Source organism: Streptomyces sp. NPDC107562, assembly GCF_055657325.1.
The window spans coordinates 15,413-42,270 of record NZ_JBVKBE010000022.1 but is presented as its reverse complement, the minus strand read 5'-3'; the positions used below and the strand labels follow the sequence as shown (position 1 = coordinate 42,270).

Below are 26,858 nucleotides of genomic sequence, written 5' to 3'. Positions count from 1 at the left end.
TACGGGGCCAGGGAAATCTGACACACCGGCAGCGGGGCACACAAGCGCGTCCGGCGCGACGCGCGGCTACCCGAGACGGCTCAGCGCCGCCGACACCAGGGTCTGCACCCCGGGCAGGAGCACCGAGAGGTCCGGCGCGAAGAGCGGGCTGTGGTTGCCGGGCACGTTGCCCAGCCGTTCCAGCAGCGCCTCCCCCGGCGCCGCCTCCCACACCTCGGCCGGCGTCGTCGTGACGTACCAGTAGTCGTACGGCACTCCCCGCGGCGCCAGCAGGGAGAAGTCCTCGCTGCCCATCGCGGGGCCGAAGGCGAACACCGTGTGCGCGCCGAACAGTTCGCGGTGCACGGCGGCGATCTCCTCGTCGAGGGCGGCGTCGTTGACGGTGTTGGGATACCCGGGGCGGACGTCGATCGCGGGCGGGCGCGGGCAGCCGGCGGCCTGGCACTCGCCGGTGACGATGCGGTGCACGGCGGCCAGGACGCGCTCGCGCACCTCGGGGTCCTGGGTGCGCAGGTTCAGTGCGAGCCGGGCCTCGGCGGGGATGATGTTGGCCTGCGTCCCGGCGTGGAACTGCCCGACGGTCAGCACCGCCGAGTGCGCCGCCGCGACCTCGCGGGACACCACCGACTGGAGCCGGGTGACGATGTACGCGCCCGTCACCAGCGGGTCGACGGTCGACTCGGGGCGTGAGCCGTGGCCGCCGACGCCGTGCACGACGACGTCGACGTCATCGGAGGCCGACATGATCAGGCCAGGGGTGTGCGGGTAGAACCCGGCGGGGCCGGGCGCGGCGTGCTGCCCGAAGAGCACGTCGGGGCGGGGGAAGCGGGTGTGCACCCCGTCCGCGACCATCGCCGACGCGCCGCCGCCGGCCTCCTCGGCGGGCTGCCCGACCACCACGACCGTGCCCGACCAGGCCGCCCGGCCGGCCGCGAGCGCCTCGGCGGCACCGATCAGCCAGGTCACGTGGAGATCGTGCCCGCAGGCGTGCATCACACCGTCGACGGTGGAGGCGTGGGCGAGCCCGGTCGCCTCGGGCACGGGCAGCGCGTCCATGTCGCCGCGCAGCCAGACGACCGGGCCGTCCCCATTGGCCAGCACCCCGACGACGCCGGTGCGGCCGACGCCTTCCGTCACCTCGTAGCCCGCGGCACGCAGCCGGCCGGCCAGCTTGGCGGCGGTGCGATGTTCCTGGAAGGCGAGTTCGGGGTGGCGGTGCAGATCGCGGTAGAGGTCCTCCAGTTCGTCGCGCTTGAGGCCGGCGGTGAGTTCGAGGGCGAGGCGGGCTGCGGCGGCGGGTTCGCTCATGGCTGCTTCGTTCTCCTCCGACAGGGGCACGCTCGCCCACGGGGTCACGTGCGGGGTTGCTGAGGCCTGTGACGGCCATCCTGCCGCCTGCCGCGGAGCCGGGCCATCCGTACGGGTGATCATGAGCATCACGCCGCTGCCGGTACGCTGTGGCAGCTGCGGCAAACCCTCCACCTCACCCGCACCGGCGGTGAGTTACGGCCTGCGGCGCCGAGACTTCACACAGCATGAGGATGAATCACAGGTGCTCATAGCGGGCCGGTACCAGCTGCAGGATCCGATCGGGCGCGGTGCGATGGGAGAGGTCTGGCGGGCGTACGACGAGACGCTCGGCAGACGGGTCGCCGTCAAGCTGCTGCTGCCCCAGGACTCCGACCCCACCGCCGCCTCGCGCTTCCGCCTGGAGGCGCAGACCGCCGGACGGCTGCATCACCCGTACGTGGTGGGCGTGCTGGACTTCGGTACGTACGAGGACCGGCTGTTCCTCGTGATGGAGCTGGTCGACGGCGACAGCCTCGCCGGTCTGCTCGCGCAGGCGGGCCCGCAGCCTGCCGCGCGCGTGGCGCAGATGGCCTCGCAGGCGGCGGCCGGCCTGGCCGCGGCCCACCAGCAGGGCATCGTGCACCGCGACATCAAGCCGGCCAACCTGCTGCTGGACGCGGACGGCACCCTCAAGATCGGCGACTTCGGCATCGCCCGGTTCCTCGACGACCCGGCCGCCGCGCTCACCGCCACCGGACAGATCGTCGGCACCAGCCTCTACCTCGCCCCGGAACGCGCGCTCGGCCGCCCGGCGGGGCCGGCCAGCGACGTGTACTCGCTGGGCTGCGTGCTGTACCAGCTGCTCACCGGGCGTCCACCGTTCCAGGCGGACACCCCGATCGCCATCCTCCACCAGCATCTGGACGCCAGTCCGGTGCCGCCGCGGCAGCTCGGCGCCGAACTCCCGCCCGCCTTCGAGAGCTACCTGCTGGGTCTGCTGGCCAAGGAGCCGGAGCACCGGCCCGACGCGACCCAGGTCGCCGACTGGTTCGCGGCCGGCGCCTGGCAGGGCCGCCCCGAGCCACTGCCCGCCACGGCGCCGGTGCCCGCGCCCTCCCCGTCGCCGCCGGTCGGCGGGACGGGACCCGCGACGACGTACATGCTGCCGTCCTCGACCAGGACCTCGTCCCGGCGTCGCGGCCGGCCGGCGGCCCGCAGCGGGCTGCTGCAGCCCCGCATGCTGGGGGCCGCCGCCGCGCTGGCCCTGTTCCTGGCGGCGGTGGCCGCCGGCATGCTGTGGTTCTCGCCCGACGACACGGCGACCGAGGGCTCCCGCACGGACTCCCCCGGCGGCACACCCACGGCCTCCGTCGGCACGATCACGACGGGCGGCGCCCCCGCGTCGGACCCGTCCTCACCGTCGGTGGGCTCCGCCGCACCGGCGGCCGAGACGTCCCCGTCCCCCGTCGCGACCGGGACGCGGGACAGGTCCGACAAGGAGCGGCACGACCGGCGACGTGACGGGGACGACGGCGGCGACGGCGAGAGGGACGGCGACGAGGGGGAAGACGGGGAGGACTGACGTCCCGCGCGCGCCCGGAACACGGCGTGCGGGGCTCCGGTGCCCCCGTCCGTCCCGGGCGTGCGGCACCGGAGCCCCGCGGCTCCCCACGGCCATGATGGCCGGGCCCACCGACCCCGCGCATTGCCGTGTTCCGGCAGAGTTGACTACCCTCCCGATGCCGCATGCCGTCAAGAAAACGGCAAAAGGACGTCAGGACGGCGTCGAAGAGGCGGGCGGGACGGGGCGGAGTGAGCGTGACGGCGAAGGAGGACGGCTACCTGCGGGGCTACGCCGACATGCTGACGGCGGTCTCGGCCACCGGGCGCCGCCCGACCCGCGACGAGCTGGAGGAGCGCCGCGCCCTCGGGGAACGGGCCGCGGAGGCCGGGCACAACCTGCGTGCACTGGTGCGTCAGCACCTCGACGCCACACGCGCCTGGTGGCCCGGCGCGCCCGCCACGGCCGACAGCGTGCTGGCCGCGGTCGCCCAGGCGGTGGACGCCTTCGCCGAGGGCTACGAGCGGGCGCAGCACCTGGCGGTACGTCAGGAGGAGGCGGCACGCCGGGAGTTCATCGACGACCTGCTCTACGGACGCAGTGACCTCGGGCGGCTGGCGGAACGGGCCGAGCGGTTCGGGCTGGTGCTGTCCGGGGCGCACGCGGTCGCGGTCGCCGAGGGCCCCGAGGCCTACGCGGACACCCACCCGGTGACCCGCCGTGTGGAGACCGCCCTGATAGCCCGCTTCGGCGACCGGCGCATCCTGCTGGCCACCAAGAACGGGCAGCTGATCTGCATCGCGCCTGGCGACCAGGACGAGGTGCTCGCCTTCTTCGCCGAACAGGCCCACGCCGCGACGGGGGCCGGGCGGGTGGCCGTCGGACGGCCGCAGCCCGGCGCGGGCGGCGTGGTCCACTCGTACGAGGAGGCCCTCAGCACGCTGCAACTGGCCGAGCGCCTCGCGCTCGACGACCCGGTGGTGCGCGCCGCGGAACTGCTGGTCTATCCGGTGCTCACCCGGGACCGGCAGGCCATGGCGGACCTGGTGCGAAGCGTTCTGGGCCCGCTGCGCGGCGCCCGGGGCGGCGCCGAGCCGCTGCTGCGGACGCTGGAGGTGTACTTCGACGCGGGCTGCGTCGCGGCCGAGGCGGCGCGGCGGCTCGCGCTCAGCGTGCGCGCCCTGACCTACCGCCTGGAGCGCATCCACGAGCTGACCGGCGCCAACCCGGCCGGTCCGATGCACCGTTACACGCTCCAGACGGCCGTGATCGGCGCCCGGCTGCTGGACTGGCCCGCCCAGGAACTCTGAGGCCCCGGGCGGGCCGCCGCCGTGCCGCTCAGCCGGTGATCTCGACCTTCTCGGCCGCGCCGTCCCGCCGGGTGACACCCTTCAGCGGCTCGGCGAGGTCGACGCCGGTGGTGGCGCCGGCGAGTCGGAGCAGGACCTCGCCGAAGCCGCGGTCCGGGATCGGGGTCACGACGCTGCCGGAGCTGCCCACGAGGTCCTCGCCGCGCGGCGCGACGGCCGACCGGTCCGACATCAGGGCGCGGCTGAGCCGGTACGTCAGCCGGGCCGTGCCCACGCCGCACAGGGCGCCGCATCCGGCGGCGAGGGCCGGCCCGGCCCCCGTCACCCCGGTGGCGAGAACTCCGCCGAAGCCGGTCGCCGCCAGGAAAGCGGCGACGACCGGCAACGACAGCCACCCGTCGAGGACACCGTCCGGCGCGCCGTCGAGCGCGCCCTCCACGACCCCGTCGAGCACCGGCGCCGGAGCGAGCAGCACGACCCCCGTGATGCCGAGTTCCAGGAACCAGGCCCTGCGTGCCGCCCCCGTCCCGCCCCTCGCCGGTCTCCCCGTTGACGAGATCCTGACACGCGGCGTCGCGGGGTTTCACTGCCGGATTCCGGCAATCTTTACGCCTTCTTGATGCCGACGTCCGGAATCTCCGGCAGGCCCAGCAGGCGGGTGAGCGTGCGGAGCACCCCGTTGTCCGTGTTGGCCGGTGCCAGGTGGCGGGCGCGCCGCACGACCTGCGGATGGGCGTTGGCCATGGCGTAGGACCACTCGGCCGTGTCGAGCATCTCCAGGTCGTTGAGGTAGTCGCCGAACACCACGGTCTGCGCGGGCGTGATGCCGAGTTCCCGCTGGAGGCGGCGGACGGCGGCGCCCTTGTTCGCGGTGCGGTTCATGAGGTCGACCCAGTGCGCGCCGGAGACGACGACCTGGTGGGTGGCGCCGAAGCGGGCGAGGGCGGGGGCGGTGACGCGTTCCACGGGGCCGAAGTCGTGGAGGGCGACCTTGAGGACGTCGTCGTCGACCGCGGTGACGTCGTCGACGACGCGGTGCTCGACGTAGTACTTGCCGACCTCCGCCAGGAAGGGCGCGTCGGCCCGTTCGACATAGGCGGAGCGCTTGCCGCAGACGACGGCGCCGACGTCGGCGCCGTCCGTCGCGAGCCGCCGTACCTCCTGGACGACGTCCGTGACGACGGCGGGAGCCAGGGTGTCGGAGCTGAGTTCCACGCCGTCGCGCACGACGTAGGTGCCGTTCTCGGCGATGAACACCATGCCCTCGGCGGCCGGGGCGAACTCCCGTGCCAGCGTGGCGTACTGGCGGCCGCTCGCCGGGCTGAACAGCACCCCGCGCTCCTTCAGCCGCTCCAGCACCTCCCACAGTCCGGCCGGGACGCGCTTGTCGTCGTCCAGCAGCGTGCCGTCCATGTCGGTGACGACGAGGCGGATGTCGGCCGGGCCGGGCGGCGGGGCGGCGGAGGTGGTGGGCAGGGTCGCGTGGGAGTGGGGCATGTCCTGTTTCCTGGGGCGCCCGGCCGCTGCCCTGGGGTGCTCGGTCGCGCGCCGCTCGTCGTTCCGGGTGCGGCCGTCAACCCTACCCAGCATCCTCCTCCGTACGAGTGAGACCCCGGTCCTCCGGTTCGCCCACGGGCCGATCTTGGACGCGGCACAATGGCCGCGACCGCGGTACCGGCGAGGAGAGGAAGAGACGTGAGCGAGGCTCCCACCCCGGCGGAGGGATCGGCACGCCTGAACACCGGTGTGGCGCACAACGCACGGGTCTGGAACTACTGGATCGGCGGCAAGGACAACTACGAGGTCGACCACCAGGTCGGCGACCACGTCGCCTCGATGTTCCCGCTGGTCCGGGACATCGCGCGGGCGGACCGCGAGTTCCTCGGCCGGGCGGTGTCGTTCCTGGCCGGTGAGCGCGGGGTGCGCCAGTTCCTGGACATCGGCACGGGGCTGCCGACGGCGGACAACACCCACGAGATCGCGCAGCGCATCGCGTCCGAGTCGCGGATCGTGTACGTCGACAACGACCCCATCGTGCTGATACACGCGCGAACCCTGCTGACCGGCACCTCCGACGGCGTCACCGATTACATCGACGCCGACGTGCGCGACCCGGACACCATCCTCGAGCGGGCCGCACGCACCCTGGACTTCACGCGCCCCGTCGCGGTGATGATGCTCGGCATCCTCAACTTCGTGCTGGACACCGACGAGGCGCGGGAGATCGCGCGCCGGGTCATGGCCGCCGTCCCCTCGGGCAGTTATCTGGTCATGACGCATCCCACGCACGACGCGGAGCTGGGCGGCGAGGGCCAGATCCCGGCCATGAAGTTCTGGAACGAGAACGCCACCCCGCCGGTCACCGCGCGCAGCGGCGCCGAGATCGCCGCGTTCCTCGACGGGCTGGAGATGCTCGAACCGGGCCTGGTCTCGTGCTCGGCCTGGCGCGCCGAACTGCAGGCCCCCGTCGTGGTACCGCAGTACGGCGCGGTGGCCGTGAAACCCTGACTCCGGTGGCGACCCGCCCGTCGCACCCGTCGAGGAGGACGTATGACGACACTTGCCGACCCGGTCCCCGGTGGCCGCCCCGGTGAGACGGAGCGGGCCCACGCGCTGAGCGGCGAGCTCTCCTCGCGGGGTGTGCACGGGATCGTCCTGTCGTACGTCGACACGGCCGGCATCGGCCGCGTCAAGGGCATCCCGACGGCGCGGCTCCCGGACGCCTCGGCCTGGGGCGTGGGGATGTCACCGGTGTTCGACACCTTCCTCGCGAACGACGCGATCGTCAGCACCGACGTGCTCGGCTCGCCGGACGGTGATCTGCGGCTCTACCCCGACCTGGACCAGCTGACCGTGCTCGCCGCGCAGCCCGGCTGGGCCTGGGCGCCGGTGGACCGGATCACCCAGGACGGCGAGTCGCACCCGGCCTGCGCCCGCACGTTCCTGCGCCGGGTCGTCGACCGCGCGGCCCGGGAGCACGGCGTCACCTTCCGGGCGGCGGTGGAGGTCGAGTGGGCGGTCGGACTCGGGTCGGCGCCCGGCGGCGAGTTCGTCCCGGCGGTGTCGGGACCGGCGTACGGGGCCACCCGGCAGGTGGAGCTGAGCGACTTGACCGCCGATCTGCTGGCCGCGTGCGCCGCGCAGGGGATGGACGTGGAGCAGGTCCACCCCGAGTACGCGGCCGGGCAGTTCGAGGTCTCGGTGCGGGCGCTGGACCCGGTGGCCGCGGCCGACCGGAGCGTGCTGCTGCGGCAGACCATCCGCGCGGTGGCGGCCCGGCACGGTCTGCGCGCCTCCTTCGCGCCGGCCGTGTCCGGCGAGGGCGTCGGCAACGGCGGCCATCTGCACCTCTCCGCCTGGCGCGACGGCGTCAACCTGCACTCCGGCGGCACCGGCCGGCACGGCATGACGGCCGGTGCCGAGTCCTTCGCGGCCGGGATCCTCGGTCATCTTCCGGGCCTGCTGGCGGTGACCGCCCCGAGCCCGGCGAGCTATCTGCGGCTCAGGCCGGCCCAGTGGGCCGGCGTGTTCACGGCATGGGGCCTGGAGACCCGGGAGACCGCGCTGCGCCTCGTCACGGGCACCGCGGGCCTGCGCGAGCAGGCCGCGAACCTGGAGGTGAAGCCCGTGGACCTGGCCGCCAACCCCTATCTGGCCCTCGGCTGTGTCGTCGCCGCCGGACTGGACGGCATGGCGACGGGGGCCACGCTGCCGGAGCGGACCACCGGCGACCCGGCCCGGCTCGACGCGCGGGAGGCGGCGGAGCGGGGGGTGCGCCGGCTGCCGGAGTCGCTGGAGGAGGCCGTCGCCGCGTTCCGCCGCGACGACGCCGTGCGGGCCGCCCTCGGACCGGTGCTGGCCGACGCGGTGATCGCCGTACGGCTCGGGGAGGTCGCCGCTGTGGCCGGACTGGACGACGCGCGGGTGGCCGCGGCCTACCGCTGGGTGTACTGACGTGGGCGCCGCCGGGCCGGTCGCCGAGGCGCTGGACGCGCTGTCCCTCGTGGACCACCACTGCCACGGCGTCGTCACCGCGGGGCTGGACCTGCCGGGCTTCGCGTCACTGCTCACCGAGGGTGAGGCCTGGCCGGGCGTCTCACCCTTCGACACCCCCGCGGGCGTCGCCGTCCGGCGCCACTGCGCGCCCGTGCTGGACCTGCCGCGGCACGCCCCGGCCGAGGACTACGTGGCCCGCCGGGCGGCCCTCGGCGCGGAGGAGGTGAACCGGCGGTTCCTGTCCGCCGCCGGGACCGACGTCTTCTGCGTCGACACCGGATACGCCCCGGAGCACCTGACCACGCCGGAACAGCTGGCCCGGCTCGCCGGCACCGGAGCCCGCGCGCACGAGGTCGTGCGGCTGGAGACGGTCGCGGAGGCGGTACTGGCGGCCGGGGTCGAACCGGACGCGTACGCGCGCACGGTCGAGGCGGCGGCGTGGGAGGCGGTGGACCGGCCCGGTGTGGTGGCGGTGAAGTCGGTGGCCGCCTACCGCACGGGCTTCGACCTGGATCCGGCCCGCCCCACCGAGGCCGAGATCACCGAGGCCGTCCGGCGCCGCCCACCGCACGGCGGCCGGCTGGACGACCCGGTGCTCGTACGGCACCTGCTGTGGACGGCCGTCGGCCTCGGGCTCCCTCTCCAACTCCACACCGGCTTCGGGGACAACGACGTCCGGCTGCACCGCTGCGACCCCACCCACCTGACCGACTGGCTGCACCTGACGTCCGGCACGATCCCGGTGATGCTCCTGCACTGCTGGCCCTACCAGCGCCAGGCCGCCTATCTCTGCGCCGTGTTCGAGCAGGTGTACCTCGACGTCGGCCTCACCCTGCACCACGTGGGTCCGGGACGGGCCGGCGCGGTGCTGGCCGAAGCGACGGAGATCACGCCGTTCCGCAAACTGCTGTACAGCTCCGACGCCTACGGTGTGGCGGAGTTCCACCTGTTGGGTGCCCTGGCCTTCCGGCGGGGGCTGGCCGAGCTGCTCCAGGAGCGGGTGGACGCGGACGAGCTGAGCCTGCCCGACGCGCTGCGCCTCCTGCGGTGGGCGGGACGGGACAACGCCCACCGGGTCTACCGGTTTTCCGACGACACCTGAAAGTATGATCAAGCAATGTCTGACATGACCGAGACCACGCCCGGTTGGCTGTCCTCCGACGAGCTGGAGATGGCGCGCGCCCGCATGCCGATCCTGTACGTCGAGGCGGTGCCGGTACGCGTCGACGACAGCGGTGAAGTCACCAGCATCGGCCTGCTGCTGCGCATCGGACCGGACGGGACGGTCAGTCGCACCCTTGTCTCCGGCCGGGTCCTGCACCACGAGCGGGTCCGGGACGCCCTGTTGCGGCACCTGGAGAAGGACCTCGGCCCGGTGGCGCTGCCCCGGATCCCGGCCTCCCTCCAGCCCTTCACGGTCGCCGAGTACTTCCCGACCCAGGGCATCACGCCGTACCACGACCCGCGCCAGCACGCGGTGTCCCTCGCCTACGTGGTGCCGGTCACCGGCGACTGCAGGCCCCGCCAGGACGCGCTGGACCTGGAGTGGTTCGAACCCCACGAGGCGGCCTCGCTGGCACTCCAGAGCGAGATGCCTGGCGGGCACGGGGTGCTGCTCAAGCAGGCACTGGCCCATGTGGGGCTGACGTTCTGACCGCCCGAAGGGCGCCGGTTCGCAGCCGGCGCCCTCGCGTCGGTCAGGCGACCAGCACGGCCGGCCGGTCGGCCGCCGCCAGCAGGTCGACGAGCGTGGCCCGGGCCCGGTTCACCCGGGAGCGGACGGTGCCGACGGGACAGCCGCTGAGCACCGCCGCCTCCGCGTAGGGCAGGCCCAGCAACTGGGTGAGCACGAACGCCTCCCGCCGTTCCTCGGGCAGCGCGGCCAGCAGGTCGAGCAGCGCGATGCCGTCGTCGAAGCCGGGCAGGTCGCGCGGCTGGGCCAGCTCCACGGCCAGCCGCCAGTCCGGTACGTCGCACAGGCGGGGCCGGGCCGCGGCGTAGCGGTAGCTGTCGATCACGGCACGCCGCGCGATCGACAGCAGCCAGGCCCGCGCCGAGGAGCGCCCCTCGAACCGGTGCAGGCTGCCGAGCGCCCGCAGGAAGGTGTCCTGGGCCAGGTCGTCCACGGCCTGGGGGTCGCCGCACAGATGGGCGACGTAGCGCAGGACGTCGCGGTGCAGGGCGCGCACGAAGCGGTCGACCGCCGCCGGATCACCGGTGCGGGCGGCCAGCGCCCATGCCGTTATCGAGTCGTCGGCGGATCCGGCGTGGGGCGCGCCGGTTTCGTCGTCGGTGGTGCCGTGGTCCTCGGTTCTCTCGGGTACGTCGGGCAGGGCAGGAGTGATCACCTGGTGTCCTTGTCGGCCGTCCAGGACCCGCACGGCGGCGCGTGGGCGCGCGTGCGGTGCGGGATCCGGGGAGTGGGGAGCCGGCCGTACGGCGCCTCGCGTGGCCACGGAGGCCCGCGCGGGCGTACGGCCATGGCCCGAGGCGCACAGGGGCTGCCTCGGGCAAGGGCCGGTCGCGAGAGGGGTGTCGCCGTCCGGATGACGGCGGCGCGGCGTCCGGGCGTCGCGCGGCGGACACCACGTTCGCGACAGGTCCTGGCGGCTGTCGTCAGACAGCGCTCCCCAGGGGTGGCCCCCGAGAGGTGATCGCGTGGACGAGCAGGAGCCGGCGCGGTGACCGTGCCGACCTGCGGCGCCCCGGGCGGGGGCGCGGGGGGTGCGGCGGCGCGGGCACGGCCAGCGGCAGCCGCAGCGGCGCCGCCAGCCATCCGGCCACCGCACGCAGGAGGCGGAACGCGACGCGCTCGCCGTACGCGAGCCACAGGCCGCACAGCAGTGCCGCCAGCAGGTGGGCGGCGAGCATGCCGAACGAGGACGAGCCGTCCATGACGTGGCCTACGGGCCCGCCCCGGGTCACGTCCATGGCGTCCATGCCGTGGGTGTGCGAGGAGCCCATGGGCATCCCGGCCATGTGCCCGGCGTCCATGGGCATCGCCGTCATGTCGTGCCCCGCGCCGCCCGCCCGTGTCTGCGGCGCGGTCCCCGCGGTCGTGGACTGGGCGAGGGAGAACGCGGAGTGCAGTGCCGTCTGGACGGTGACGACGACGGTCACGATCAGCGGCAGCCCGCGCTCCCGGCCCGCCAGCCCCAGGCCCACGGCACCGGCCGCGGCGGCGCCGGCGGCCAGTGCCCACCAGGGCACCCGACTGCCGGACATCAGCGCGTGCCCCAGGGCGGCGAGCAGCACGCAGACGGCCGCGAACACCGCGGCCCGAACCGTGCGGGAGCACCACCCAACAGTCATGTCGGCGTTCATCCTTGCATCCGGCGCGCGGTCGTCAACGGTGGGTACGGAATCGGGTGGTGTCGGTGACTCAATCCGAGACGGATGAGACAGACCACACGGATATGCCGTGGCATCCTCGAAAGGTGCTCCTTCCCGGTCCCGCCGTCGCACCCGAGCCGATATCCCCCGATCCGCCCGGTTCCACGCCCCGCCCGCTGCTCACCCAGTCGTGGCTGGATCTGGCCTTCCTGCACTGGGCCGCCGACCCGGCGGACGTGGCACCGCTGCTGCCGGCCGGCTGCGTCCCGGACACCCTGGACGGGGTGACGTACGTCGGTCTCGTGGCGTTCCGGATGCACCGGGTCGGCTGGCTGCGGCTGCCGGGCGTGCCGTATCTCGGGAGCTTCCCGGAGACCAACGTCCGGCTCTACACGGTCGACGGCGAGGGCCGCCGCGGCGTGGTCTTCCGCTCGCTGGACGCCTCCCGTCTGCTGCCGGTGGCGATCGGCCGGTCCGTGTTCCGGCTCCCCTATGTGTGGTCGAGGATGACCGTGTCCCGGGACGGCGACGTCCTGACGTACGCCAGTTCGCGGCGGCTGCCCGGCCCCCGCGGCGCCTCCAGCCGGATCACCCTGCGCGTCGGCGAGCCGGTGGCCGAGCCCACCGGGTCCGAGCACTTCGTGACCGCCCGCTGGGGCATGCCGACCACACTCCTCGGACGCCCCGTGCACCTCCCGAACACCCACCCGCGCTGGCCCCTGCACCGCGCCGAACTGCTGAAGTGCGAGGAGGACCTGGTGGCCGCGGCGGGCCTCGCGGCGCCGGTGGGCGAACCGGCGAGCGTCCTGTACTCACCGGGAGTGCCGGTGCGCTTCGGCCGCCCCGCCCGCCGACACGCCTGACGGCCGGCTACGTGCCGCCCGGCACCACCACCACCGCCGAGGTCTCGACCCTGCCGCTGTGCTCGAAGTACAGCGTGAACGGCACGACGTCGCCCACGTGCCAGCCCGGGCCCGCCCGCAGGGTCACGTCCACGCCGAGCGGCGTCATCGACAGGTCGCCGCCCGCGGGCACGGGGGCGGAGCCGACGGCGGCGCGGTAGGCGGCCCCGCCCTCGGTCATACGGTGCCGGCTGAGCGTGGGTGCCCGGCCGTCCTCGTCGGAGGCCACCGCGACCAGGCGGTCCTCCGCTCCCCCGGAGTTGGTGATGTCGAAGAACGCCGCCGTGTCCTCGGTGTCGCCGAACGGCAGGAAGACCCGGCCGGGCGCCACCTCGATCCGGGGCGGGCTGCCCGCCCCGCCGGTGTCGACCCAGGCGGTCAGCGCGCCGAGGGCGACCACGCAGGCCGCGACCGGGGCGAGGGCGGTGAGCAGGGTGTCGGCGGCAAGCGGTCGGCTCATCGCGCGGCCCTCCGTCCCCGCCCCGGCTGCCAGGTGCGCAGCCGCAGGCTGTTCCCGACGACCAGCAGCGAGCTGACGGACATCGCCGCCGCGGCGAGCATCGGGGTGAGCAGCCCGACCATGGCCAGCGGCAGCGTCACCGCGTTGTAGCCGAAGGCCCAGACCAGGTTGGCGCGGATCGTGGCCAGGGTGCGCCGGGCCAGCCGTACCGCGTCCGCAAGGGCCTCGATGTCCCCGCGCACCAGCGTCACGTCGGCCGCCCCGATGGCCACGTCCGTGCCGCCCCCCATCGCGATGCCGAGGTCGGCGCCGGCCAGCGCGGCGGCGTCGTTGACCCCGTCGCCGACCACCGCGACCCGGCGTCCGTCCGCCCGCAGCCTCCGCACCAGGTCGGTCTTGCCCTCCGGGGTGCGGCGGGCGTGCACCTCGCCGATGCCGAGGGCCGCCGCGACGGCGCGCGCGGGTGCCTCGGCGTCGCCACTGGCGAGCACGGGTTCGATGCCGAGGCGGCGCAGGCGTTCCACCGCGCGGTAACTGCCCAGCCGTACGACGTCCCCGATCTCCAGGACCGCCGTGGGTGTCCCGTCCACCCGGACGAGAACCGGCGTCCGCGCGGCTTCGTGGGCCGCCTGCCGCGCCTCGGCCAGCTCCGCGGGCAACTCGCCCTCGCAGACCCCGACTTCGACGAGCCGGCCCTCGACCCGACCCCGCACCCCGCGGCCGGCCTCGGCGAAGAAATCCCGCACGTCGGCCACCGGCCGGCCCGCGCAGGCGGCGATCGCCCGCCCCAGCGGATGTTCGGACCCCTGTTCCACGGCGCCGGCCAGCCGCAGCACGGCGTCCCGGCCCGGTCCGCCGGGCGGCGTGGTGACCCGGGCGACGGTCATCTGCCCGGTGGTGAGCGTGCCGGTCTTGTCCAGGACGACGGTGTCGATGTGCCGCAGCCCCTCCAGCGCCCGCGGGCCGGTGACCAGCACGCCGAGCTGGGCACCGCGCCCGGTGGCGGCCATCAGGGCGGTGGGGGTGGCGAGGCCCAGCGCGCACGGGCAGGCGACGACCAGGACGGCGACGGACGCGGTGATCGCGGCCTGTGGATCGGCCCCGGCGCCCAGCCAGAACCCGAGCACGGTCACGGCGAGCGTCAGCACCACCGGCACGAACACCCCGGCCACGGTGTCGGCGAGCCGTTGCGCCTTCGCCTTGCCCGCCTGCGCCTCCGTCACCATCGCGGTGATGCGGGCGAGTTGGGTGTCCGCCCCGACGGCGCCGGCCCGGACGAGCAGCAGCCCGCCGGCGTTGACCGCGCCGCCGACCACCGCGGTACCGGGGCCGACCTCGACGGGTTCGCTCTCCCCGGTGACCAGGGCGAGGTCCACGGCGGAACTGCCCTCGACGACCTCGCCGTCGGTGGCGATCCGCTCTCCGGGACGCACGACGAAGATCTGCCCCACCGTCAGTTGTTCGACGGCGACGAGCCGTTCGCCGCCGTCCTCCTCCCGTACCGACACCTCCTTCGCGGCCAGGCGCGCCAGCGAGCGCAGCGCCGCACCGGTGCCGCGCCTCGCGCGCGCCTCCAGCACACGGCCCGCCAGCACGAACAGCGGTACGGCGACGGCCGCTTCGAGATAGAGGTGCGCGACGCCGTCGGAGGCGGACGGCACCAGGCTGAACGGCATCCGCATACCGGGCGTGCCGGCCCCGCCGAGGAAGAGCGCGTACGCCGACCACGCGAACGAGGCCAGGACGCCGAGCGAGACCAGGGTGTCCATGGTCGACGCCGCGTGCCGCAGCCCCCGCGCGGCCCGCACGTGGAACGGCCACGCTCCCCAGACGACGACCGGCGCCGTCAGGACGAAGCAGAGCCACTGCCAGTTGCGGAACTGCAGGGCCGGCACCATCGACAGCACGAGCACGGGCACCGCGAGCAGCGCCGTCACCGTCAGCCGGCCGAGCTCGGAGTCGTTCCCGGCGTCCGCCTCCCCGGCCCGCGACGGCGTGGGCAGGGCGGCGGTGTAGCCGGCCCGCTCGACCGTGGCGACGAGTTCCTCGGGGCGGACGGCCGTCGGGTGGGTCACCCGGGCCCGGCCGGTGGCCAGGTTGACGGTGGCGGTGACGCCGTCGAGGCGGGCCAGCCGTTTCTCGACCCGTCGCACGCAGGCCGCGCAGGTCATTCCGCCCACGGTGAGGTCGGTCGTCGTCAGGGCCGGCGCCGGCCTGGTCGTCACGGGGTGTGGCCTTCGGTGTGGTCGCCGTGCGTGCCGGTGCGGGGGTCCGTCCCGGTGGCGCCGCCGTCCGGGCGGTGCATGCCGGGGGCGACCGGGCCGACGGCCGATCCGACGGCGTAGGCCACCACGAACACGAGGGCGAGCAGCAGCAGGAAGCCGCCGAGGGCGGGCGGGGGAAGCAGGTCCTTGAGCGCCTTCGGGGCGCGGCGGGCGGGTGGTCGGGGGTCGTGCATCACCGGTCTCCAGATCACGTCGCACGGCGTCACTCGGTTCGCGCCGTGCCGGAACAGGAGTCGGGGACGGGACCCGTGGAGTTCCACACCACCGGTGTGGGGTAGGTCACACTGTGCGATCACCCGGTTACGGTAGGGCGCGCAACGAGCATCGCTTCTTCCCCTTTTGAGGTGTTTCACCATGGTCCTGAGTATCCGCAACCAACTGCCCGGCACCGTCACCGCCATCACCCCCGGCGAGGTGATGGCCACCGTCGGAGTGCGTCTCGACGGCGGTCAGGACCTCACCGCGGCGATCACCGTGGACGCGGTGCGGGACCTGGCGCTGGCCGAGGGCGCCGCCGTGCGCGCCCTCGTCAAGTCCACCGAGGTCTCCCTCGCCACGGGTTCGGTGGACGGACTGTCCATCCGCAACCGGCTGCGCGGCACGGTGGTGTCGGTCGGCACGGGGGGCGCGATGGCCTCCGTCAAGGTGGCGGTGGAGGGCGCCGAGCTGACCTCCGCGATCACCAAGGACGCGGTCGAGGACCTCGGCATCGCGCCGGGCTCTCCCGTGGTCGCCCTGATCAAGGCGACGGAGGTGTCCCTGGCGGCGGGGTGACGCCCGGCGCGTCGCCGTACTCGTCGGGGAGGCGCATCGCCGGCCCGCCGACCTGCAGGCCGAGGGGCACCGCGCGGCCCTTCGGCTCCTCCCAGGCCTCCTGGCGGCCGAGCGCGGTCAGATCCAGGTAGTTGTCGCCGTTGTGGAACTCCTCGAGGCCCCGGCCGAACGTGGAGTAGGTGTGGAAGATCTCGTCGCCGACCCGGAGGAAGGCGCTGATGCCGGGGTAGTCGCCGCGCCAGCCCACCTCCCACGGCTGGCCGGCCTCGGCGAGCTCGGCCTCCGTGCGGTAGTCGAGCAGCACCGGGGCCACCCGGTCGTCGAGCGTGACGTGGAAGTCGTAGTTGAAGTCGCTGCCGGCGGCGGAGTACCAGGGGAACGTCCAGCCCATCCGGTCCCGGAACGCCGCGATCCTGTCGTACGGCACCCGGGACACCGCCGCCAGGGAGGTGCCGCGCACATGCAGCTGGCGCAGCCGGGCGGGGATCTGGTCGGCGGCGGAGGAACAGCTGGGGCAGCCGTGCTCGCGGGGCCGCTCGCTGCCGTCGGCGTCGGTGTCGTACTCCCACATGAAGTGGTGCACGACCAGCTGGGGCCGCCCCTCGAACAGGTCCGCGAGCCCGACCGTGCCGTCCGGGCCCTCGAAGGTGTACGGCTTGTCGACGCGGACCATCGGCAGCCTGCGCCGCCGGGCGTTGACCCGGTCACGGGCGCGCGTCAGCTCCTTCTCCGTGGCCAGCAGCTCCTTGCGCGCCCGCAGCCACTCCTCGCGGGACACCACCTCGGGCAGCTCGGTCATGGTCATCACCTCTCGGCGGTCCGGACGACGGCGTCGGTCACCATGCTTCTCCCCCACGACCCCGCCCACCACCGCGCCCGGCCGGCACAGCCGGGGCGCCGACGGACACGGCCCTTGATTTAACCCTTCGTTTTCTTGAACCGTTCGTGTTTGGCGCGATAGGTTCGCCCCCATGACCGCCTCCCGGAAACCGACCACCGCCGAGGAGCTGCGCGGTGCCGGCCTGCGGGTGACGGCAGCCCGCGTCGCTCTGCTCGAGACCGTCCGGGCCGGTGACCACCTGGGCGTCGAGGCGATCGCCTCCGGGGTCCGCGAGCGGGTGGGCCACATATCCGTGCAAGCGGTGTACGAGGCCCTGCACGCGCTGACCGCGGCACGCCTTGTCCGCCGTATCGAACCGGCGGGCAGCCCGGCCCGCTACGAGGGCCGTGTCGGCGACAACCACCATCACCTCGTGTGCCGGTCCTGCGGCACGGTCACCGACGTCGAGTGCGCGACCGGCCAGGCCCCCTGCCTGACCGCGTCGGACGACCACGGCTTCTCGGTCGACGAGGCCGAGGTCATCTACTGGGGCCTGTGCCCCGCCTGTTCCACCCGTAGTTCCTGAGCACCGTGATCCACGTCCCGAAGAAGGATGCCCATGGCTGAGAACCCGGATGCAATCGTCACCGAACCCAAGACGGAGGGCACTGGGGGCTGCCCGGTCGCGCACGGGCGCGCCGCGCACCCCACGCAGGGGGGTGGCAACCGCCAGTGGTGGCCGGAGCGCCTCAACCTGAAGATCCTCGCGAAGAACCCCGCCGTGTCCAACCCGCTCGGTGCGGACTTCGACTACGCCGAGGCGTTCAAGGCCCTGGACCTGGCGGCCGTCAAACGGGACCTCGCCGAGGTGCTCACGACCTCGCAGGACTGGTGGCCCGCCGACTTCGGACACTACGGTCCGCTGATCATCCGGATGGCGTGGCACAGCGCGGGCACCTACCGCATCAGCGACGGCCGCGGCGGCGCCGGCGCCGGTCAGCAGCGCTTCGCGCCGCTGAACAGCTGGCCGGACAACGCCAACCTGGACAAGGCCCGCCGTCTGCTGTGGCCGGTGAAGAAGAAGTACGGCCAGAGCATCTCCTGGGCCGACCTGATGATCCTCGCCGGCAACGTGGCCCTGGAGACGATGGGCTTTACGACCTTCGGCTTCGGCGGCGGCCGCGCGGACGTCTGGGAGCCGGAGGAGGACGTCTACTGGGGCCCCGAGACCACCTGGCTCGACGACCAGCGCTACAGCGGTGACCGGGAGCTGGAGAACCCCCTCGGCGCGGTCCAGATGGGCCTCATCTACGTCAACCCCGAGGGCCCCAACGGCAACCCCGACCCGGTGGCCGCGGCCCGCGACATCCGTGAGACGTTCCGCCGGATGGCGATGAACGACGAGGAGACCGTCGCCCTCATCGCCGGTGGCCACACCTTCGGCAAGACCCACGGCGCCGGCCCCGCGGACCACGTCGGCAACGACCCCGAGGCCGCCTCCATGGAGGAGCAGGGCCTCGGCTGGAAGAACACCTACGGCACGGGCAAGGGCGGTGACACCATCACCTCCGGCCTGGAGGTCACCTGGACCGCCACGCCCATCCAGTGGAGCAACGGCTTCTTCAAGAACCTCTTCGAGTTCGAGTACGAGCTGACGGAGTCCCCGGCCGGCGCCAAGCAGTGGGTCGCCAAGAACGCCGAGGCGATCATCCCGGACGCGCACGACCCGTCGAAGAAGCACCTGCCGACGATGCTCACCACCGACCTGTCGCTGCGCTTCGACCCGATCTACGAGCCCATCTCCCGCCGCTTCTACGAGAACCCGGCGGAGTTCGCGGACGCCTTCGCGCGCGCCTGGTACAAGCTGACGCACCGCGACATGGGCCCGAAGTCGCACTACCTCGGCTCCGAGGTGCCCGCCGAGACCCTGCTGTGGCAGGACCCGCTGCCCGAGGCCCAGGGCGAGGTCGTCGGCGCCGAGGAGATCGCGGCCCTCAGGGCCAAGCTCCTCGACTCCGGTCTGACCGTCGCGCAACTGGTCGGCACGGCGTGGGCCTCGGCCTCGACGTTCCGCGGCAGCGACAAGCGCGGCGGCGCCAACGGCGGCCGGATCCGCCTGGAGCCGCAGCGCGGCTGGGAGGCCAACGACCCCGACCAGCTCGCCACGGTCCTGCGCACCCTGGAGAACGTCCAGCAGGAGTTCAACGCGGGCTCCGCGAAGAAGGTCTCCCTGGCCGACCTGATCGTCCTCGGCGGCTGCGTGGGCGTGGAGAAGGCCGCCAAGGCCGCGGGCCACGACATCGAGGTGCCCTTCACCCCGGGTCGTGTCGACGCGACGGACGAGCACACGGACGCCGAGTCGTTCGCCGCGCTGGAGCCGACCTCGGACGGCTTCCGCAACTACCTCGGCAAGGGCAACCGCCTGCCGGCCGAGTACCTGCTGCTGGACCGGGCGAACCTGCTGACGCTGAGCGCGCCCGAGATGACGGCGCTCGTGGGTGGTCTGCGCGTGCTCGGCGCCAACTCGCAGCAGTCCAAGCACGGCGTCCTCACCGAGACGCCGGGCACCCTGACGAACGACTTCTTCGTCAACCTGCTCGACCTGGGTGTGACGTGGAGGTCCACGTCCGAGGACCAGACCACGTTCGAGGGCGTCGACGCCGCCACGGGCGAGGTCAAGTGGACCGGCACCCGCGCCGACCTCGTCTTCGGCTCCAACTCCGAGCTGCGCGCGGTCGCCGAGGTCTACGCGAGCGACGACGCGAAGGAGAAGTTCGTGACGGACTTCGTCGCCGCGTGGGACAAGGTCATGAACCTGGACCGGTTCGACCTGGTCTGATCCGACCCGAGTCGGCCATGAGGCCGTCCGGTCCGGCACCCCGGTGCCGGACCGGACGGCCTCGGCCGTTCCCGCACACACGAGAAGGGCCGCCTCCTCAGCTCTCTGAGAAGACGGCCTCCGACCTGCGGTGAAGCTGGTCGGGACGACAGGATTTGAACCTGCGACCCCTTGACCCCCAGTCAAGTGCGCTACCAAGCTGCGCCACGTCCCGGTGCGGTCTGACCTGGGGTTTCCCCCGGGCGAACGCGCAGGGCAACAATACCGCACTCGGGTCGGTGGTCGCGCACCGGTTTTCAGGCCCGCCGCGGCGCGGGCCTGGCCGCCGGCGCCCGGGTGCGGCGGGTGTCGACACGCTCCAGATCGCGTATCGCGGGCACCGCGAGCAGGGCGAACACGACGACGAAGCTCATCGCGCCGGCGACGAGCAGCACCAGGTCCGCGCCGAGGGCCGCCGCGGCCGGCCCCGCTAGGGCCTGGCCGACGGGCAGCATCGCGAGCGAGCCGGCCACGTCGTAGGCGTGGATGCGGTTGAGGACGGCGGGCTGGACCTGGGTCTGCACGCTGGTCGCCCACATGACGCCCCAGAACGACATCCCGGCCCCGGCGACGGCCGCGCCGGCCGCCATCGCCGGCACGTCGAGTCCGAGGCCGACGGTCGCCGGGAAACCCGCGAAGCCGAACAGGGCGACGGCCCCGGCCCGCAGCATCCGGCGCGGGCGCAGCCGCAGGGCGAGGAGGCCGCCGACGACGGTACCGGCGCCGAGGGCGGAGTTGACCAGGCCGTAGGCGCCCGGCCCGTGTTCCCGGACCACCTCCGTCGCCACCAGCGGCACGGTCGGGCCGAAGACCGCGATCATGTACAGGCACCAGACGGCGATGACGCCCCACAGCCAGGTCCGCGCCCTGAACTCCCGCCAGCCCTCCACGAGATCGGCCCTGAAGGCACTGGCCCCTCGCCCGGCGGCCCGGATGCCCGGCACCGGCGGGGGCAGCCGCAGCAACAGCAGACACAGGGCGCTGACCGCGTACGTGGCGGCGTGCGCGGCGAAGACCCCGCCCGCCGACGCGAGGCCGACCAGCACGCCCGCCACGGCGGGACCGGCGAGCTGGGCCGAGGACTCGGCGATGCGGATCGCGCCGTTGGCGCCCTGGATGTCGGAGGCGAGCCGGGGCACCATGCTCGCGACGCCGGGCTGGAAGACGGCGCTCGCGATGCCGTTGACGACGCCGATCGCGCAGATCTCCCAGAGCACGACACGGTCCGCGAGGAAGAGGGCGGCGGTGAGGGCCTGCGTGCCCAGCCGCACCACGTCGGCCCAGATCATCAGCTTGCGGGTGCTGAACCGGTCGGCGACGACCCCGCCGAAGACGACCAGCGCGGCGAACGCCCCGGCGGTCGCGGCCATGGCCAGGCCGACCGCGCCGGCGCCGTACCCGTGCTGGAGGAGGCCCGCGGCGAGCGCCACCGGGAGCATGGTGTCGCCGAGCCGGGCCACGGCACGCGCGACGAAGAACAGCGCGAAGTCCCGCGACCAGACGGGCGGCACCACCGCACCGCCACAGCCCTCGCCCTCGTCCGCACGACCCCCCGCACGGCCCACGCCGTCCTCGCCCGAACCGTCCTTCTCCCCCGCGTCGGCAACGTTGTCCGGCGTTCCGCCCATCCCCCGCGCTCCCCTCCCACGTCCCACGCCACCCCGGCCCCCCGCGGATCATGCCACCCCGCACCGACGGCCCGGAGGCGGTTTCACCCCCCGGACGGCAGCCCCAGTTCCGGGTGGGCCTCCAGCAGCCGGGGCGGCGCGGCCTGCCGCCAGGAGTCGGCGAGGATGTCCCGCAGCTCGTCCTCGTCCTCCAGCGCGGACAGCCGCGCCCGCACCCAGGCGAACTGCGCCTCGTGGTCGGCGATCCAGAACTTCCCCGGCTCGGCCAGGACCAGTTCGTCGCGCTCCTCCTTGGGGCAGCGCACGGCGAGGGAGGTCTCCTCCTCCGGGAGCGTGGCGAACATCTTGCCCGCCACCCGGAAGGTGGGCATGCTCCAGGCGATCTTCTCCGCCGTGTCCGGAAGGGACAGGGCGATACGGCGTACGTCTTCGGCGTCCGGCATGAGACGCAAGGTAGCGCCTGCCACCGACAGTCACCCGGTGGGAGCGTGCGCTCCGACCTGCTTGTAGTAGACGGTCGTCGGCCGCAGCACGCCCGCCGGGCTCGCCGCGTAGCCGGGGATCGCGCCGAGCGGCGTCCAGCCCGCCGCCCGGTACAGCCGCTCGGCGGGGCTGTCGGTCTCGGTGTCCAGGTGGAGGAGCGTGACGCCGGACGCGACGGCCGCCCGCTCGGCGGTGTCGAGGAGCCCGCGCCCGAGGCCTCGCCCCCGCGCCTCGCGGCCCACCATGAGCTTGACCAGTTCCGCCCGGTGCCTGCTGTTGGGCTTGTCCGCGAAGGCCAGGCTCACCGTCCCGGCCACCCGCGTCCCCTCGCGGGCCGCCCAGACGGCGAGCTCACCCGCGGCCACGCCCCTCGCCCGCCCCCGCCACCAGGCCAGGGCCTCGGCCCCGTCGAGCGTCGCGAGAAAACCCACCGAGGCGCCACTGTGCACGGTCTCGACCAGCAGGTCAGCCAATTCCTGTGCGTGTGCCCGCACTTGGGCCGCGTTCAGCCGTTCCACGATCACGGGAGCACCACCGCCAGGACATACCGCGCCGCCACGTCGCCGGCGCACCGGAACCGCGTGGGCCCCCACACCCGCAACCGCAGCGCGTCCCCCGCCGCGAGCCGGTGCTCGACGTCCCGCACGGTCACCGCGAGGTCTCCTTCCAGCACCCAGATGTGCTGTTCCAGGCCCGGTACGGGCGGCCGGTCGTAGGCGAGGTCGGCGCCGACCGCGAGCCGCCCCTCCACCAGTTCGCCGCGCAGCCCGGCGTGCGGCGGCGACACGGAGCGGCGGACGAATCCGGAGGCCCGGTCCTCCCAGACCGGCTGGTCGGCGGCCCGCAACAGCAGCGCGGACTCGCCTTCGACCTCGCTCAGCAACTGGGACATCGTGCGCCCGTAGACGGCGCACAGCCGGTTCAGCACGGCCGCCGTGGGGCTGATCTCGGCGCGCTCCGCGCGCGACAGGGTCGACCGGCTCACTCCGCTGCGCTGCGCCAGCTCCCCCAGGGACAGGCCGTGCTCGGCCCTCAGCTCGGCCAGCCGCGCGCCGAGCCGGGTGTCGACGTCACGCGCGACACCGGGTTCCTCGTGTCTCATATCCGGGACGCTATCCCAGATATGAGACAGCGGTGTTACAGGAACCTCACGCCCGTCCTGTTCAGGTGGCCCGCCCGGCCTCCTCCAGCGCCTCCAGCACCGGCCGGATCAGCGGATGCTCCTCCGCGCCCCGGCGTATCGCGGCGAAGACCCGGCGGGTGGGGGCCTCCCCGTCCACCGGGCGCACGAGGACACCGGTCAGGTCCGTCCCGCGCAGCGCGGAGCGCGGTACGAGGGCCACTCCCGCGTCCGCGGCAGCCAGGGCCACCACCGCGCGGAAGTCGTCCGAGGAGTGCTCGAAGCGGGGCTGGAACCCCGCCGCCTCACAGGCCAGCACCACCACGTCATGGCAGGGATTGCCGGGGTAGGGGCCGACCCACGCGTCCTTGGCCAGCTCCGCCAGCGGCACCTCACCGGTGTCCGCGAGCCGGTGGCTGACGGGCACCACCGCGTCGAAGGGCTCGGCGTACAGCGGGACGTGCGCCAGGCGCGGATCGTCGGCCGGCGGAGCGCCGCGGTACTCCACGGCGACCGCTACGTCGACCTGCCGGTCCAGCACCATGGGCAGGCTGGCGTCCCCCTCGGCGTCCCGGACGCGGATGCTGATGCCGGGCGCGGTCCGCGCGAGGCGGGCCACGGCCGGCGCGACGACCTCGGCGATACCGGTCGCGAAGGAGGCGACGCTGACCGTGCCGGCGTCACCCGAGCTGTAGGCCGCGAGCTCCGCCTCCGCCCGCTCCAGCTGGGCGAGGACCGCGTTGGTGTGGCTGAGCAGGATCTCGCCGGCCGGGGTGAGCCGCACCCCTTTGGCCCCCCGCTCCACCAGCCGGTGTCCCGTCTCCTGCTCCAGTGCCGTGAGCTGCTGGGACACCGCGGAGGGGGTGAGATACAGCGCGGCGGCCGCCGCCGTCACGGTGCGGTGGTCGGCCACCGCACGGAGGATGTGGAGCCGCCGCGCCTCGATCATGGCACCGATTGTCTCAAACCGGTGGTGTGTGCAGGTCGCCCCGTACGGGGTCAGGCGTCCAGCTCCGCCCGCGCCGCCACGAACGCGTCCACCGCGCGGTTCACGTCCTCGGTCGAGTGCGCCGCGGAGAGCTGGACGCGGATGCGCGCCTGCCCCTGCGGCACCACCGGGTACGAGAAGCCGATCACGTACACACCCCGCTCCAGCAGCAGCTCCGCCATCCGGCCGGCCCGGGAGGCGTCGCCGATCATCACCGGCGCGATCGCGTGGTCGCCGGGCAGGACGTCGAAGCCCTCCTCGGTCATCCGGCGCCGGAACAGCGCGGTGTTCGCGGTGAGCCGCTCCCGCAGATCGTCCGCCGACTCCAGCAGGTCGAGCACCTTCAGCGAGGCGGCGGCGATCACCGGGGCGAGGGTGTTCGAGAAGAGGTACGGCCGGGAGCGCTGGCGCAGCAGCGCGACGATCTCGGCGCGGGCGGCGACGTAGCCGCCCGAGGCGCCGCCGAGCGCCTTGCCCAGCGTGCCGGTGATGATGTCGACCCGGTCCATCACGCCGTGCAGCTCGGGGGTGCCGCGCCCGCCGGGGCCGACGAAGCCGACGGCGTGCGAGTCGTCGACCATGACCATCGCGTCGTAGCGGTCGGCGAGGTCGCAGATCTCGTTCAGCGGCGCCACATAGCCGTCCATGGAGAAGACGCCGTCGGTGACGATCAGCTTGCGGCGCGCGCCGCCCTCGCCGGCCTCCTTCAGCTGCCGCTCCAGGTCCGCCATGTCGCGGTTGGCGTAGCGGAAGCGGCGGGCCTTGGACAGCCGGATGCCGTCGATGATCGAGGCGTGGTTGAGGGCGTCGGAGATCACCGCGTCCTCGGCGCCGAGCAGGGTCTCGAAGACACCGCCGTTGGCGTCGAAGCAGGAGGAGTACAGGATCGTGTCCTCCTGCCCGAGGAACGCCGACAGCCGTGCCTCCAGCTCCTTGTGCACCTCCTGGGTGCCGCAGATGAACCGGACGGACGCCATGCCGTAGCCCCAGCGGTCCAGGGCCGCGTGGGCGGCGGCGATCACCTCGGGGTGGTCGGCGAGGCCGAGGTAGTTGTTGGCGCAGAAGTTCAGCACCTCGCCCGGCCGTCCGCCCGCGGAGACGTTGACGGTCGCGGACTGCGGGGTGTCGATGACGCGTTCGGGCTTGTGCAGACCGGCGGCGCGGATCTCGTCGAGGGTGGCGCGCAGGTCGTCGCGCACGGAGTCGAACATGACGGGGTCTCCTAGAAGGTGCTGTCGGGGTTACGCGGTCCAGTCGAGGATGACCTTGCCGCCGCGGCCGCTCGCCGCGTCGGCGAACGCCGCCTCGAAGTCGCGGTAGCCGTACCGGCCGGTGATCACGGGCGCCAGGTCGAGGCCGCCTTCCAGCAGCACCGACATGGCGTACCAGGTCTCGAACATCTCCCGGCCGTAGATGCCCTTGATGGTGATCATCGAGGTGACGATCCGGGCCCAGTCGACCGGGAACTCCTGCGCGGGCAGGCCGAGCATCGCGATCCGGCCGCCGTGGGTCATGTTCGCGATCATGTCCTGGAGCGCCTCGGCGCGGCCGGACATCTCCAGGCCGATGTCGAAGCCCTCCCGCAGGCCGAGGGCACGCTGCCCGTCCGCGATCGTGGACTCGCGCACGTTAAGGGCGAGACTGGCACCGATCTTGCGGGCCAGCTCCAGCCGCTCCTCGCTGACGTCCGTGACGACGACGTTGCGGGCACCCGCGTGCCGGGCCACGGCGGCGGCCATCAGCCCGATCGGGCCGGCCCCGGTGATCAGCACGTCCTCGCCGACCAGCGGGAACGACAGCGCGGTGTGCACGGCGTTGCCGAACGGGTCGAAGATGGCCGCGACGTCGAGGTCCACCGGCACGCGGTGCACCCACACGTTGGTCGCCGGCAGCACGACGTACTCGGCGAAGGCGCCGTCGCGTCCGACCCCGAGCCCGACGGTCGCCCGGCACAGGTGGCGGCGGCCGGCCAGGCAGTTGCGGCACTTGCCGCACACGAGATGGCCCTCGCCGCTGACCCGGTCGCCGGACTTGATCTCGCTGACGTCCCGGCCGGTGCCGACCACCTCGCCGACGAACTCGTGCCCGAGCACCAGCGGGGTGCTGATGGTCTGCTGCGCCCAGCCGTCCCACGAGTGGATGTGCAGATCGGTGCCGCAGATCCCGGTGCGCAGCACCTTGATCAGTACGTCGCCGGGGCCGACCTCGGGCTCCGGGACCTCCATGAGCCGCAGCCCTGGCTCCGCCTTGTCCTTGACCAGTGCCTTCACCGCTGGGGCTCCTGTGGGTGAGATCCCTGCCGCGGGCATGCCGAAGAAGCCCCCGGACGGGGAGAGAAGTGGAATCGCACAGCAATCTGCCGTACGCCGCCGTCCTGGTCCATCGAGGATTTCTTAACCGCCGTCGCAGCTTTCCTTCACGCCACCGCGCGACGTTCACCTGGTCAGAGCAGAGGTCCGCCGCTCAGGGGCCCTTCGAGCCGTACGACGAGATCCGCGGCCGTCGCCTTGATGGTCTCCAGACCGGAGCGCCCCCAGGGGCGCGGGGAGACATCGGCGACGCAGACGGTGCCGAGCACCATGCCCGTGGTGTCGATGAGCGGCGCGCCGAGGTAGGAGTGGATGCCGAACTCGTCGACGACCGGATTGCCCGCGAACCGCGGGTAGTCGCGGACGTCCTCCAGCACCAGCGCCTTGTGCCGGACCACCACGTGGGGGCAGAAACCGTGGTCGCGGGGGAGGAAGCGGCCCAGCACGGGGCGGGTTCCGTCCTCCTTCACGACGAGCCCGACGTCGGGCACGTGCAGGCCCGCGAAGAACTGGCCCTTCTCGCCGAGGAAGTTGACCATCGCGTACGGCGCACCGGTCAGGGACGCCAGATGGCCAGCGAAGGCGTCGAGGGCGGGCTCCGGACGGTCCCCCAGGCCCAGTTGAAGCAGTCGCCGCGTGCGCGCGGGTGCCTCCTTGTCCTCGGGGGTGAGCAGCAGCCGACCGGCCGGGCGCGGCGGGTCGTACCTCATGTCCGGGTCCC

General features: G+C 73.6%; 27 protein-coding genes and 1 tRNA gene. 10 read left to right on the top strand and 18 right to left on the bottom strand.

Annotated elements, in window-relative coordinates; genetic code table 11:
- Positions 1–66: 66 nt before the first annotated feature.
- Positions 67–1,308, bottom strand: a complete 1,242-nt coding sequence (locus ACZ7LV_RS36800) for an amidohydrolase (protein ID WP_471945713.1) — start codon at positions 1,306–1,308, stop codon at positions 67–69.
- A 244-nt stretch (positions 1,309–1,552) separates the two neighbouring features.
- On the opposite strand from ACZ7LV_RS36800, the gene ACZ7LV_RS36795 reads away from it, so the two are divergent.
- Together ACZ7LV_RS36795 and ACZ7LV_RS36790 are read left to right on the top strand one after the other, a co-directional pair.
- Positions 1,553–2,872 carry a serine/threonine-protein kinase gene (locus tag ACZ7LV_RS36795; RefSeq protein ID WP_471945712.1) on the top strand — a complete coding sequence of 440 codons (1,320 nt, stop codon included), beginning with the start codon at positions 1,553–1,555 and terminating at the stop codon, positions 2,870–2,872.
- Positions 2,873–3,150: 278 nt separating this feature from the next.
- The gene (locus tag ACZ7LV_RS36790; protein ID WP_471945762.1) at positions 3,151–4,161 is read left to right on the top strand and encodes a PucR family transcriptional regulator; all 1,011 of its coding nucleotides are present in this window, start codon (positions 3,151–3,153) and stop codon (positions 4,159–4,161) included.
- Between the two features lie 28 nt (positions 4,162–4,189).
- Here ACZ7LV_RS36790 and ACZ7LV_RS36785 read toward each other — a convergent pair whose 3' ends face one another.
- Positions 4,190–4,636, bottom strand: coding sequence for a hypothetical protein (locus ACZ7LV_RS36785; RefSeq protein WP_471945711.1), 447 nt, complete (start codon positions 4,634–4,636; stop codon positions 4,190–4,192).
- A 131-nt stretch (positions 4,637–4,767) separates the two neighbouring features.
- A complete protein-coding gene (locus tag ACZ7LV_RS36780) occupies positions 4,768–5,658 on the bottom strand; it encodes a Cof-type HAD-IIB family hydrolase (RefSeq protein ID WP_471945710.1) in 891 nt (296 codons plus the stop codon).
- A gap of 198 nt (positions 5,659–5,856) precedes the next feature.
- Here ACZ7LV_RS36780 and ACZ7LV_RS36775 point away from each other — a divergent pair, with 198 nt between their 5' ends.
- Genes ACZ7LV_RS36775 through ACZ7LV_RS36760 form a run of 4 tightly spaced genes read left to right on the top strand, consistent with a single transcriptional unit; the run spans position 5,857 to position 9,811 of the window.
- On the top strand, positions 5,857–6,669 hold the full coding sequence (locus tag ACZ7LV_RS36775) for an SAM-dependent methyltransferase (RefSeq protein WP_471945709.1): 813 nt from the start codon (positions 5,857–5,859) through the stop codon (positions 6,667–6,669).
- 42 nt (positions 6,670–6,711) lie between these two features.
- Complete coding sequence (locus ACZ7LV_RS36770; protein ID WP_471945708.1) at positions 6,712–8,115, top strand: type I glutamate--ammonia ligase; 1,404 nt, start codon at positions 6,712–6,714, stop codon at positions 8,113–8,115.
- A 1-nt stretch (position 8,116) separates the two neighbouring features.
- Positions 8,117–9,259, top strand: a complete 1,143-nt coding sequence (locus tag ACZ7LV_RS36765; protein ID WP_471945707.1) for an amidohydrolase family protein — start codon at positions 8,117–8,119, stop codon at positions 9,257–9,259.
- A gap of 24 nt (positions 9,260–9,283) precedes the next feature.
- Positions 9,284–9,811 carry an NUDIX hydrolase family protein gene (locus ACZ7LV_RS36760; protein ID WP_401668803.1) on the top strand — a complete coding sequence of 176 codons (528 nt, stop codon included), beginning with the start codon at positions 9,284–9,286 and terminating at the stop codon, positions 9,809–9,811.
- A 43-nt stretch (positions 9,812–9,854) separates the two neighbouring features.
- On the opposite strand, the gene ACZ7LV_RS36755 is transcribed toward ACZ7LV_RS36760, so the two are convergent.
- Positions 9,855–10,505: a sigma-70 family RNA polymerase sigma factor gene (locus ACZ7LV_RS36755; protein ID WP_471945706.1), complete on the bottom strand. Its 651-nt coding sequence runs from the start codon at positions 10,503–10,505 to the stop codon at positions 9,855–9,857.
- A gap of 268 nt (positions 10,506–10,773) precedes the next feature.
- Positions 10,774–11,469 (bottom strand): hypothetical protein, encoded by a 696-nt coding sequence (locus ACZ7LV_RS36750; protein WP_471945705.1) that lies wholly within the window; start codon positions 11,467–11,469, stop codon positions 10,774–10,776.
- Between the two features lie 104 nt (positions 11,470–11,573).
- Between ACZ7LV_RS36750 and ACZ7LV_RS36745 the strand changes: the two genes are divergently transcribed.
- Positions 11,574–12,353, top strand: coding sequence for a YqjF family protein (locus ACZ7LV_RS36745; protein ID WP_471945704.1), 780 nt, complete (start codon positions 11,574–11,576; stop codon positions 12,351–12,353).
- Positions 12,354–12,360: 7 nt separating this feature from the next.
- Here the strand turns inward: ACZ7LV_RS36745 and ACZ7LV_RS36740 are convergent, their stop codons facing one another.
- Genes ACZ7LV_RS36740 through ACZ7LV_RS36730 form a run of 3 tightly spaced genes read right to left on the bottom strand, consistent with a single transcriptional unit; the run spans position 12,361 to position 15,310 of the window.
- Positions 12,361–12,852, bottom strand: coding sequence for a copper chaperone PCu(A)C (locus tag ACZ7LV_RS36740; RefSeq protein WP_471945703.1), 492 nt, complete (start codon positions 12,850–12,852; stop codon positions 12,361–12,363).
- On the bottom strand, positions 12,849–15,077 hold the full coding sequence (locus ACZ7LV_RS36735) for a heavy metal translocating P-type ATPase (protein ID WP_471945702.1): 2,229 nt from the start codon (positions 15,075–15,077) through the stop codon (positions 12,849–12,851). Before ACZ7LV_RS36735 ends, ACZ7LV_RS36740 begins: the two co-directional genes overlap by 4 nt.
- Positions 15,074–15,310 carry a hypothetical protein gene (locus tag ACZ7LV_RS36730; protein ID WP_471945701.1) on the bottom strand — a complete coding sequence of 79 codons (237 nt, stop codon included), beginning with the start codon at positions 15,308–15,310 and terminating at the stop codon, positions 15,074–15,076. Before ACZ7LV_RS36730 ends, ACZ7LV_RS36735 begins: the two co-directional genes overlap by 4 nt.
- A gap of 181 nt (positions 15,311–15,491) precedes the next feature.
- Between ACZ7LV_RS36730 and ACZ7LV_RS36725 the strand changes: the two genes are divergently transcribed.
- The gene (locus tag ACZ7LV_RS36725; protein ID WP_471945700.1) at positions 15,492–15,911 is read left to right on the top strand and encodes a TOBE domain-containing protein; all 420 of its coding nucleotides are present in this window, start codon (positions 15,492–15,494) and stop codon (positions 15,909–15,911) included.
- Here ACZ7LV_RS36725 and ACZ7LV_RS36720 read toward each other — a convergent pair.
- A complete protein-coding gene (locus ACZ7LV_RS36720) occupies positions 15,877–16,710 on the bottom strand; it encodes a DUF899 domain-containing protein (protein ID WP_471945699.1) in 834 nt (277 codons plus the stop codon). The two genes, ACZ7LV_RS36725 and ACZ7LV_RS36720, sit on opposite strands and share 35 nt — an antisense overlap.
- Positions 16,711–16,882: 172 nt before the next feature.
- Here ACZ7LV_RS36720 and ACZ7LV_RS36715 point away from each other — a divergent pair, with 172 nt between their 5' ends.
- Positions 16,883–17,317, top strand: a complete 435-nt coding sequence (locus ACZ7LV_RS36715; protein ID WP_471945698.1) for a Fur family transcriptional regulator — start codon at positions 16,883–16,885, stop codon at positions 17,315–17,317.
- A 33-nt stretch (positions 17,318–17,350) separates the two neighbouring features.
- Positions 17,351–19,570: a catalase/peroxidase HPI gene (gene katG, locus ACZ7LV_RS36710; RefSeq protein ID WP_471945697.1), complete on the top strand. Its 2,220-nt coding sequence runs from the start codon at positions 17,351–17,353 to the stop codon at positions 19,568–19,570.
- Positions 19,571–19,707: 137 nt separating this feature from the next.
- Here katG and ACZ7LV_RS36705 read toward each other — a convergent pair.
- The 9 genes from ACZ7LV_RS36705 to ACZ7LV_RS36665 form a co-directional block, all read right to left on the bottom strand.
- Positions 19,708–19,784 (bottom strand) — tRNA-Pro (locus ACZ7LV_RS36705).
- 82 nt (positions 19,785–19,866) lie between these two features.
- Complete coding sequence (locus ACZ7LV_RS36700) at positions 19,867–21,237, bottom strand: MFS transporter (protein WP_471945696.1); 1,371 nt, start codon at positions 21,235–21,237, stop codon at positions 19,867–19,869.
- 83 nt (positions 21,238–21,320) lie between these two features.
- Positions 21,321–21,680: an MmcQ/YjbR family DNA-binding protein gene (locus ACZ7LV_RS36695; protein ID WP_471945695.1), complete on the bottom strand. Its 360-nt coding sequence runs from the start codon at positions 21,678–21,680 to the stop codon at positions 21,321–21,323.
- A gap of 30 nt (positions 21,681–21,710) precedes the next feature.
- Positions 21,711–22,244 carry a GNAT family N-acetyltransferase gene (locus tag ACZ7LV_RS36690; protein WP_471945694.1) on the bottom strand — a complete coding sequence of 178 codons (534 nt, stop codon included), beginning with the start codon at positions 22,242–22,244 and terminating at the stop codon, positions 21,711–21,713.
- A complete protein-coding gene (locus tag ACZ7LV_RS36685) occupies positions 22,241–22,822 on the bottom strand; it encodes a helix-turn-helix domain-containing protein (protein ID WP_471945693.1) in 582 nt (193 codons plus the stop codon). The genes ACZ7LV_RS36690 and ACZ7LV_RS36685 overlap by 4 nt, the downstream gene beginning before the upstream one ends.
- A gap of 61 nt (positions 22,823–22,883) precedes the next feature.
- Entirely contained in the window at positions 22,884–23,789 is a 906-nt protein-coding gene (locus ACZ7LV_RS36680) for a LysR family transcriptional regulator (protein ID WP_471945692.1), read from the bottom strand.
- A 50-nt stretch (positions 23,790–23,839) separates the two neighbouring features.
- Positions 23,840–25,039: a glycine C-acetyltransferase gene (locus ACZ7LV_RS36675; RefSeq protein WP_471945691.1), complete on the bottom strand. Its 1,200-nt coding sequence runs from the start codon at positions 25,037–25,039 to the stop codon at positions 23,840–23,842.
- A 30-nt stretch (positions 25,040–25,069) separates the two neighbouring features.
- Positions 25,070–26,098: an L-threonine 3-dehydrogenase gene (gene tdh, locus ACZ7LV_RS36670; protein WP_471945690.1), complete on the bottom strand. Its 1,029-nt coding sequence runs from the start codon at positions 26,096–26,098 to the stop codon at positions 25,070–25,072.
- Positions 26,099–26,271: 173 nt separating this feature from the next.
- The gene (locus ACZ7LV_RS36665; protein WP_471945689.1) at positions 26,272–26,847 is read right to left on the bottom strand and encodes a GAF domain-containing protein; all 576 of its coding nucleotides are present in this window, start codon (positions 26,845–26,847) and stop codon (positions 26,272–26,274) included.
- Positions 26,848–26,858: the final 11 nt, after the last annotated feature.

Excerpts from the sequence above, each read along its gene's own strand:
- ACZ7LV_RS36780 (WP_471945710.1), bottom strand. The coding sequence starts at position 5,658 with ATGCCCCACTCCCACGCGACCCTGCCCACCACCTCCGCCGCCCCGCCG.
- ACZ7LV_RS36685 (WP_471945693.1), bottom strand. The coding sequence starts at position 22,822 with ATGAGACACGAGGAACCCGGTGTCGCGCGTGACGTCGACACCCGGCTC.
- katG (WP_471945697.1), top strand. The coding sequence starts at position 17,351 with ATGGCTGAGAACCCGGATGCAATCGTCACCGAACCCAAGACGGAGGGC.
- ACZ7LV_RS36700 (WP_471945696.1), bottom strand. The coding sequence starts at position 21,237 with ATGGGCGGAACGCCGGACAACGTTGCCGACGCGGGGGAGAAGGACGGT.
- ACZ7LV_RS36790 (WP_471945762.1), top strand. The coding sequence starts at position 3,151 with ATGCTGACGGCGGTCTCGGCCACCGGGCGCCGCCCGACCCGCGACGAG.
- ACZ7LV_RS36665 (WP_471945689.1), bottom strand. The coding sequence starts at position 26,847 with ATGAGGTACGACCCGCCGCGCCCGGCCGGTCGGCTGCTGCTCACCCCC.
- ACZ7LV_RS36680 (WP_471945692.1), bottom strand. The coding sequence starts at position 23,789 with ATGATCGAGGCGCGGCGGCTCCACATCCTCCGTGCGGTGGCCGACCAC.
- ACZ7LV_RS36720 (WP_471945699.1), bottom strand. The coding sequence starts at position 16,710 with ATGACCGAGCTGCCCGAGGTGGTGTCCCGCGAGGAGTGGCTGCGGGCG.
- ACZ7LV_RS36675 (WP_471945691.1), bottom strand. The coding sequence starts at position 25,039 with ATGTTCGACTCCGTGCGCGACGACCTGCGCGCCACCCTCGACGAGATC.
- ACZ7LV_RS36760 (WP_401668803.1), top strand. The coding sequence starts at position 9,284 with ATGACCGAGACCACGCCCGGTTGGCTGTCCTCCGACGAGCTGGAGATG.
- ACZ7LV_RS36770 (WP_471945708.1), top strand. The coding sequence starts at position 6,712 with ATGACGACACTTGCCGACCCGGTCCCCGGTGGCCGCCCCGGTGAGACG.
- ACZ7LV_RS36800 (WP_471945713.1), bottom strand. The coding sequence starts at position 1,308 with ATGAGCGAACCCGCCGCCGCAGCCCGCCTCGCCCTCGAACTCACCGCC.
- ACZ7LV_RS36725 (WP_471945700.1), top strand. The coding sequence starts at position 15,492 with ATGGTCCTGAGTATCCGCAACCAACTGCCCGGCACCGTCACCGCCATC.
- ACZ7LV_RS36740 (WP_471945703.1), bottom strand. The coding sequence starts at position 12,852 with ATGAGCCGACCGCTTGCCGCCGACACCCTGCTCACCGCCCTCGCCCCG.
- ACZ7LV_RS36745 (WP_471945704.1), top strand. The coding sequence starts at position 11,574 with ATGCCGTGGCATCCTCGAAAGGTGCTCCTTCCCGGTCCCGCCGTCGCA.
- ACZ7LV_RS36695 (WP_471945695.1), bottom strand. The coding sequence starts at position 21,680 with ATGCCGGACGCCGAAGACGTACGCCGTATCGCCCTGTCCCTTCCGGAC.
- ACZ7LV_RS36730 (WP_471945701.1), bottom strand. The coding sequence starts at position 15,310 with ATGCACGACCCCCGACCACCCGCCCGCCGCGCCCCGAAGGCGCTCAAG.
- ACZ7LV_RS36750 (WP_471945705.1), bottom strand. The coding sequence starts at position 11,469 with ATGACTGTTGGGTGGTGCTCCCGCACGGTTCGGGCCGCGGTGTTCGCG.
- ACZ7LV_RS36715 (WP_471945698.1), top strand. The coding sequence starts at position 16,883 with ATGACCGCCTCCCGGAAACCGACCACCGCCGAGGAGCTGCGCGGTGCC.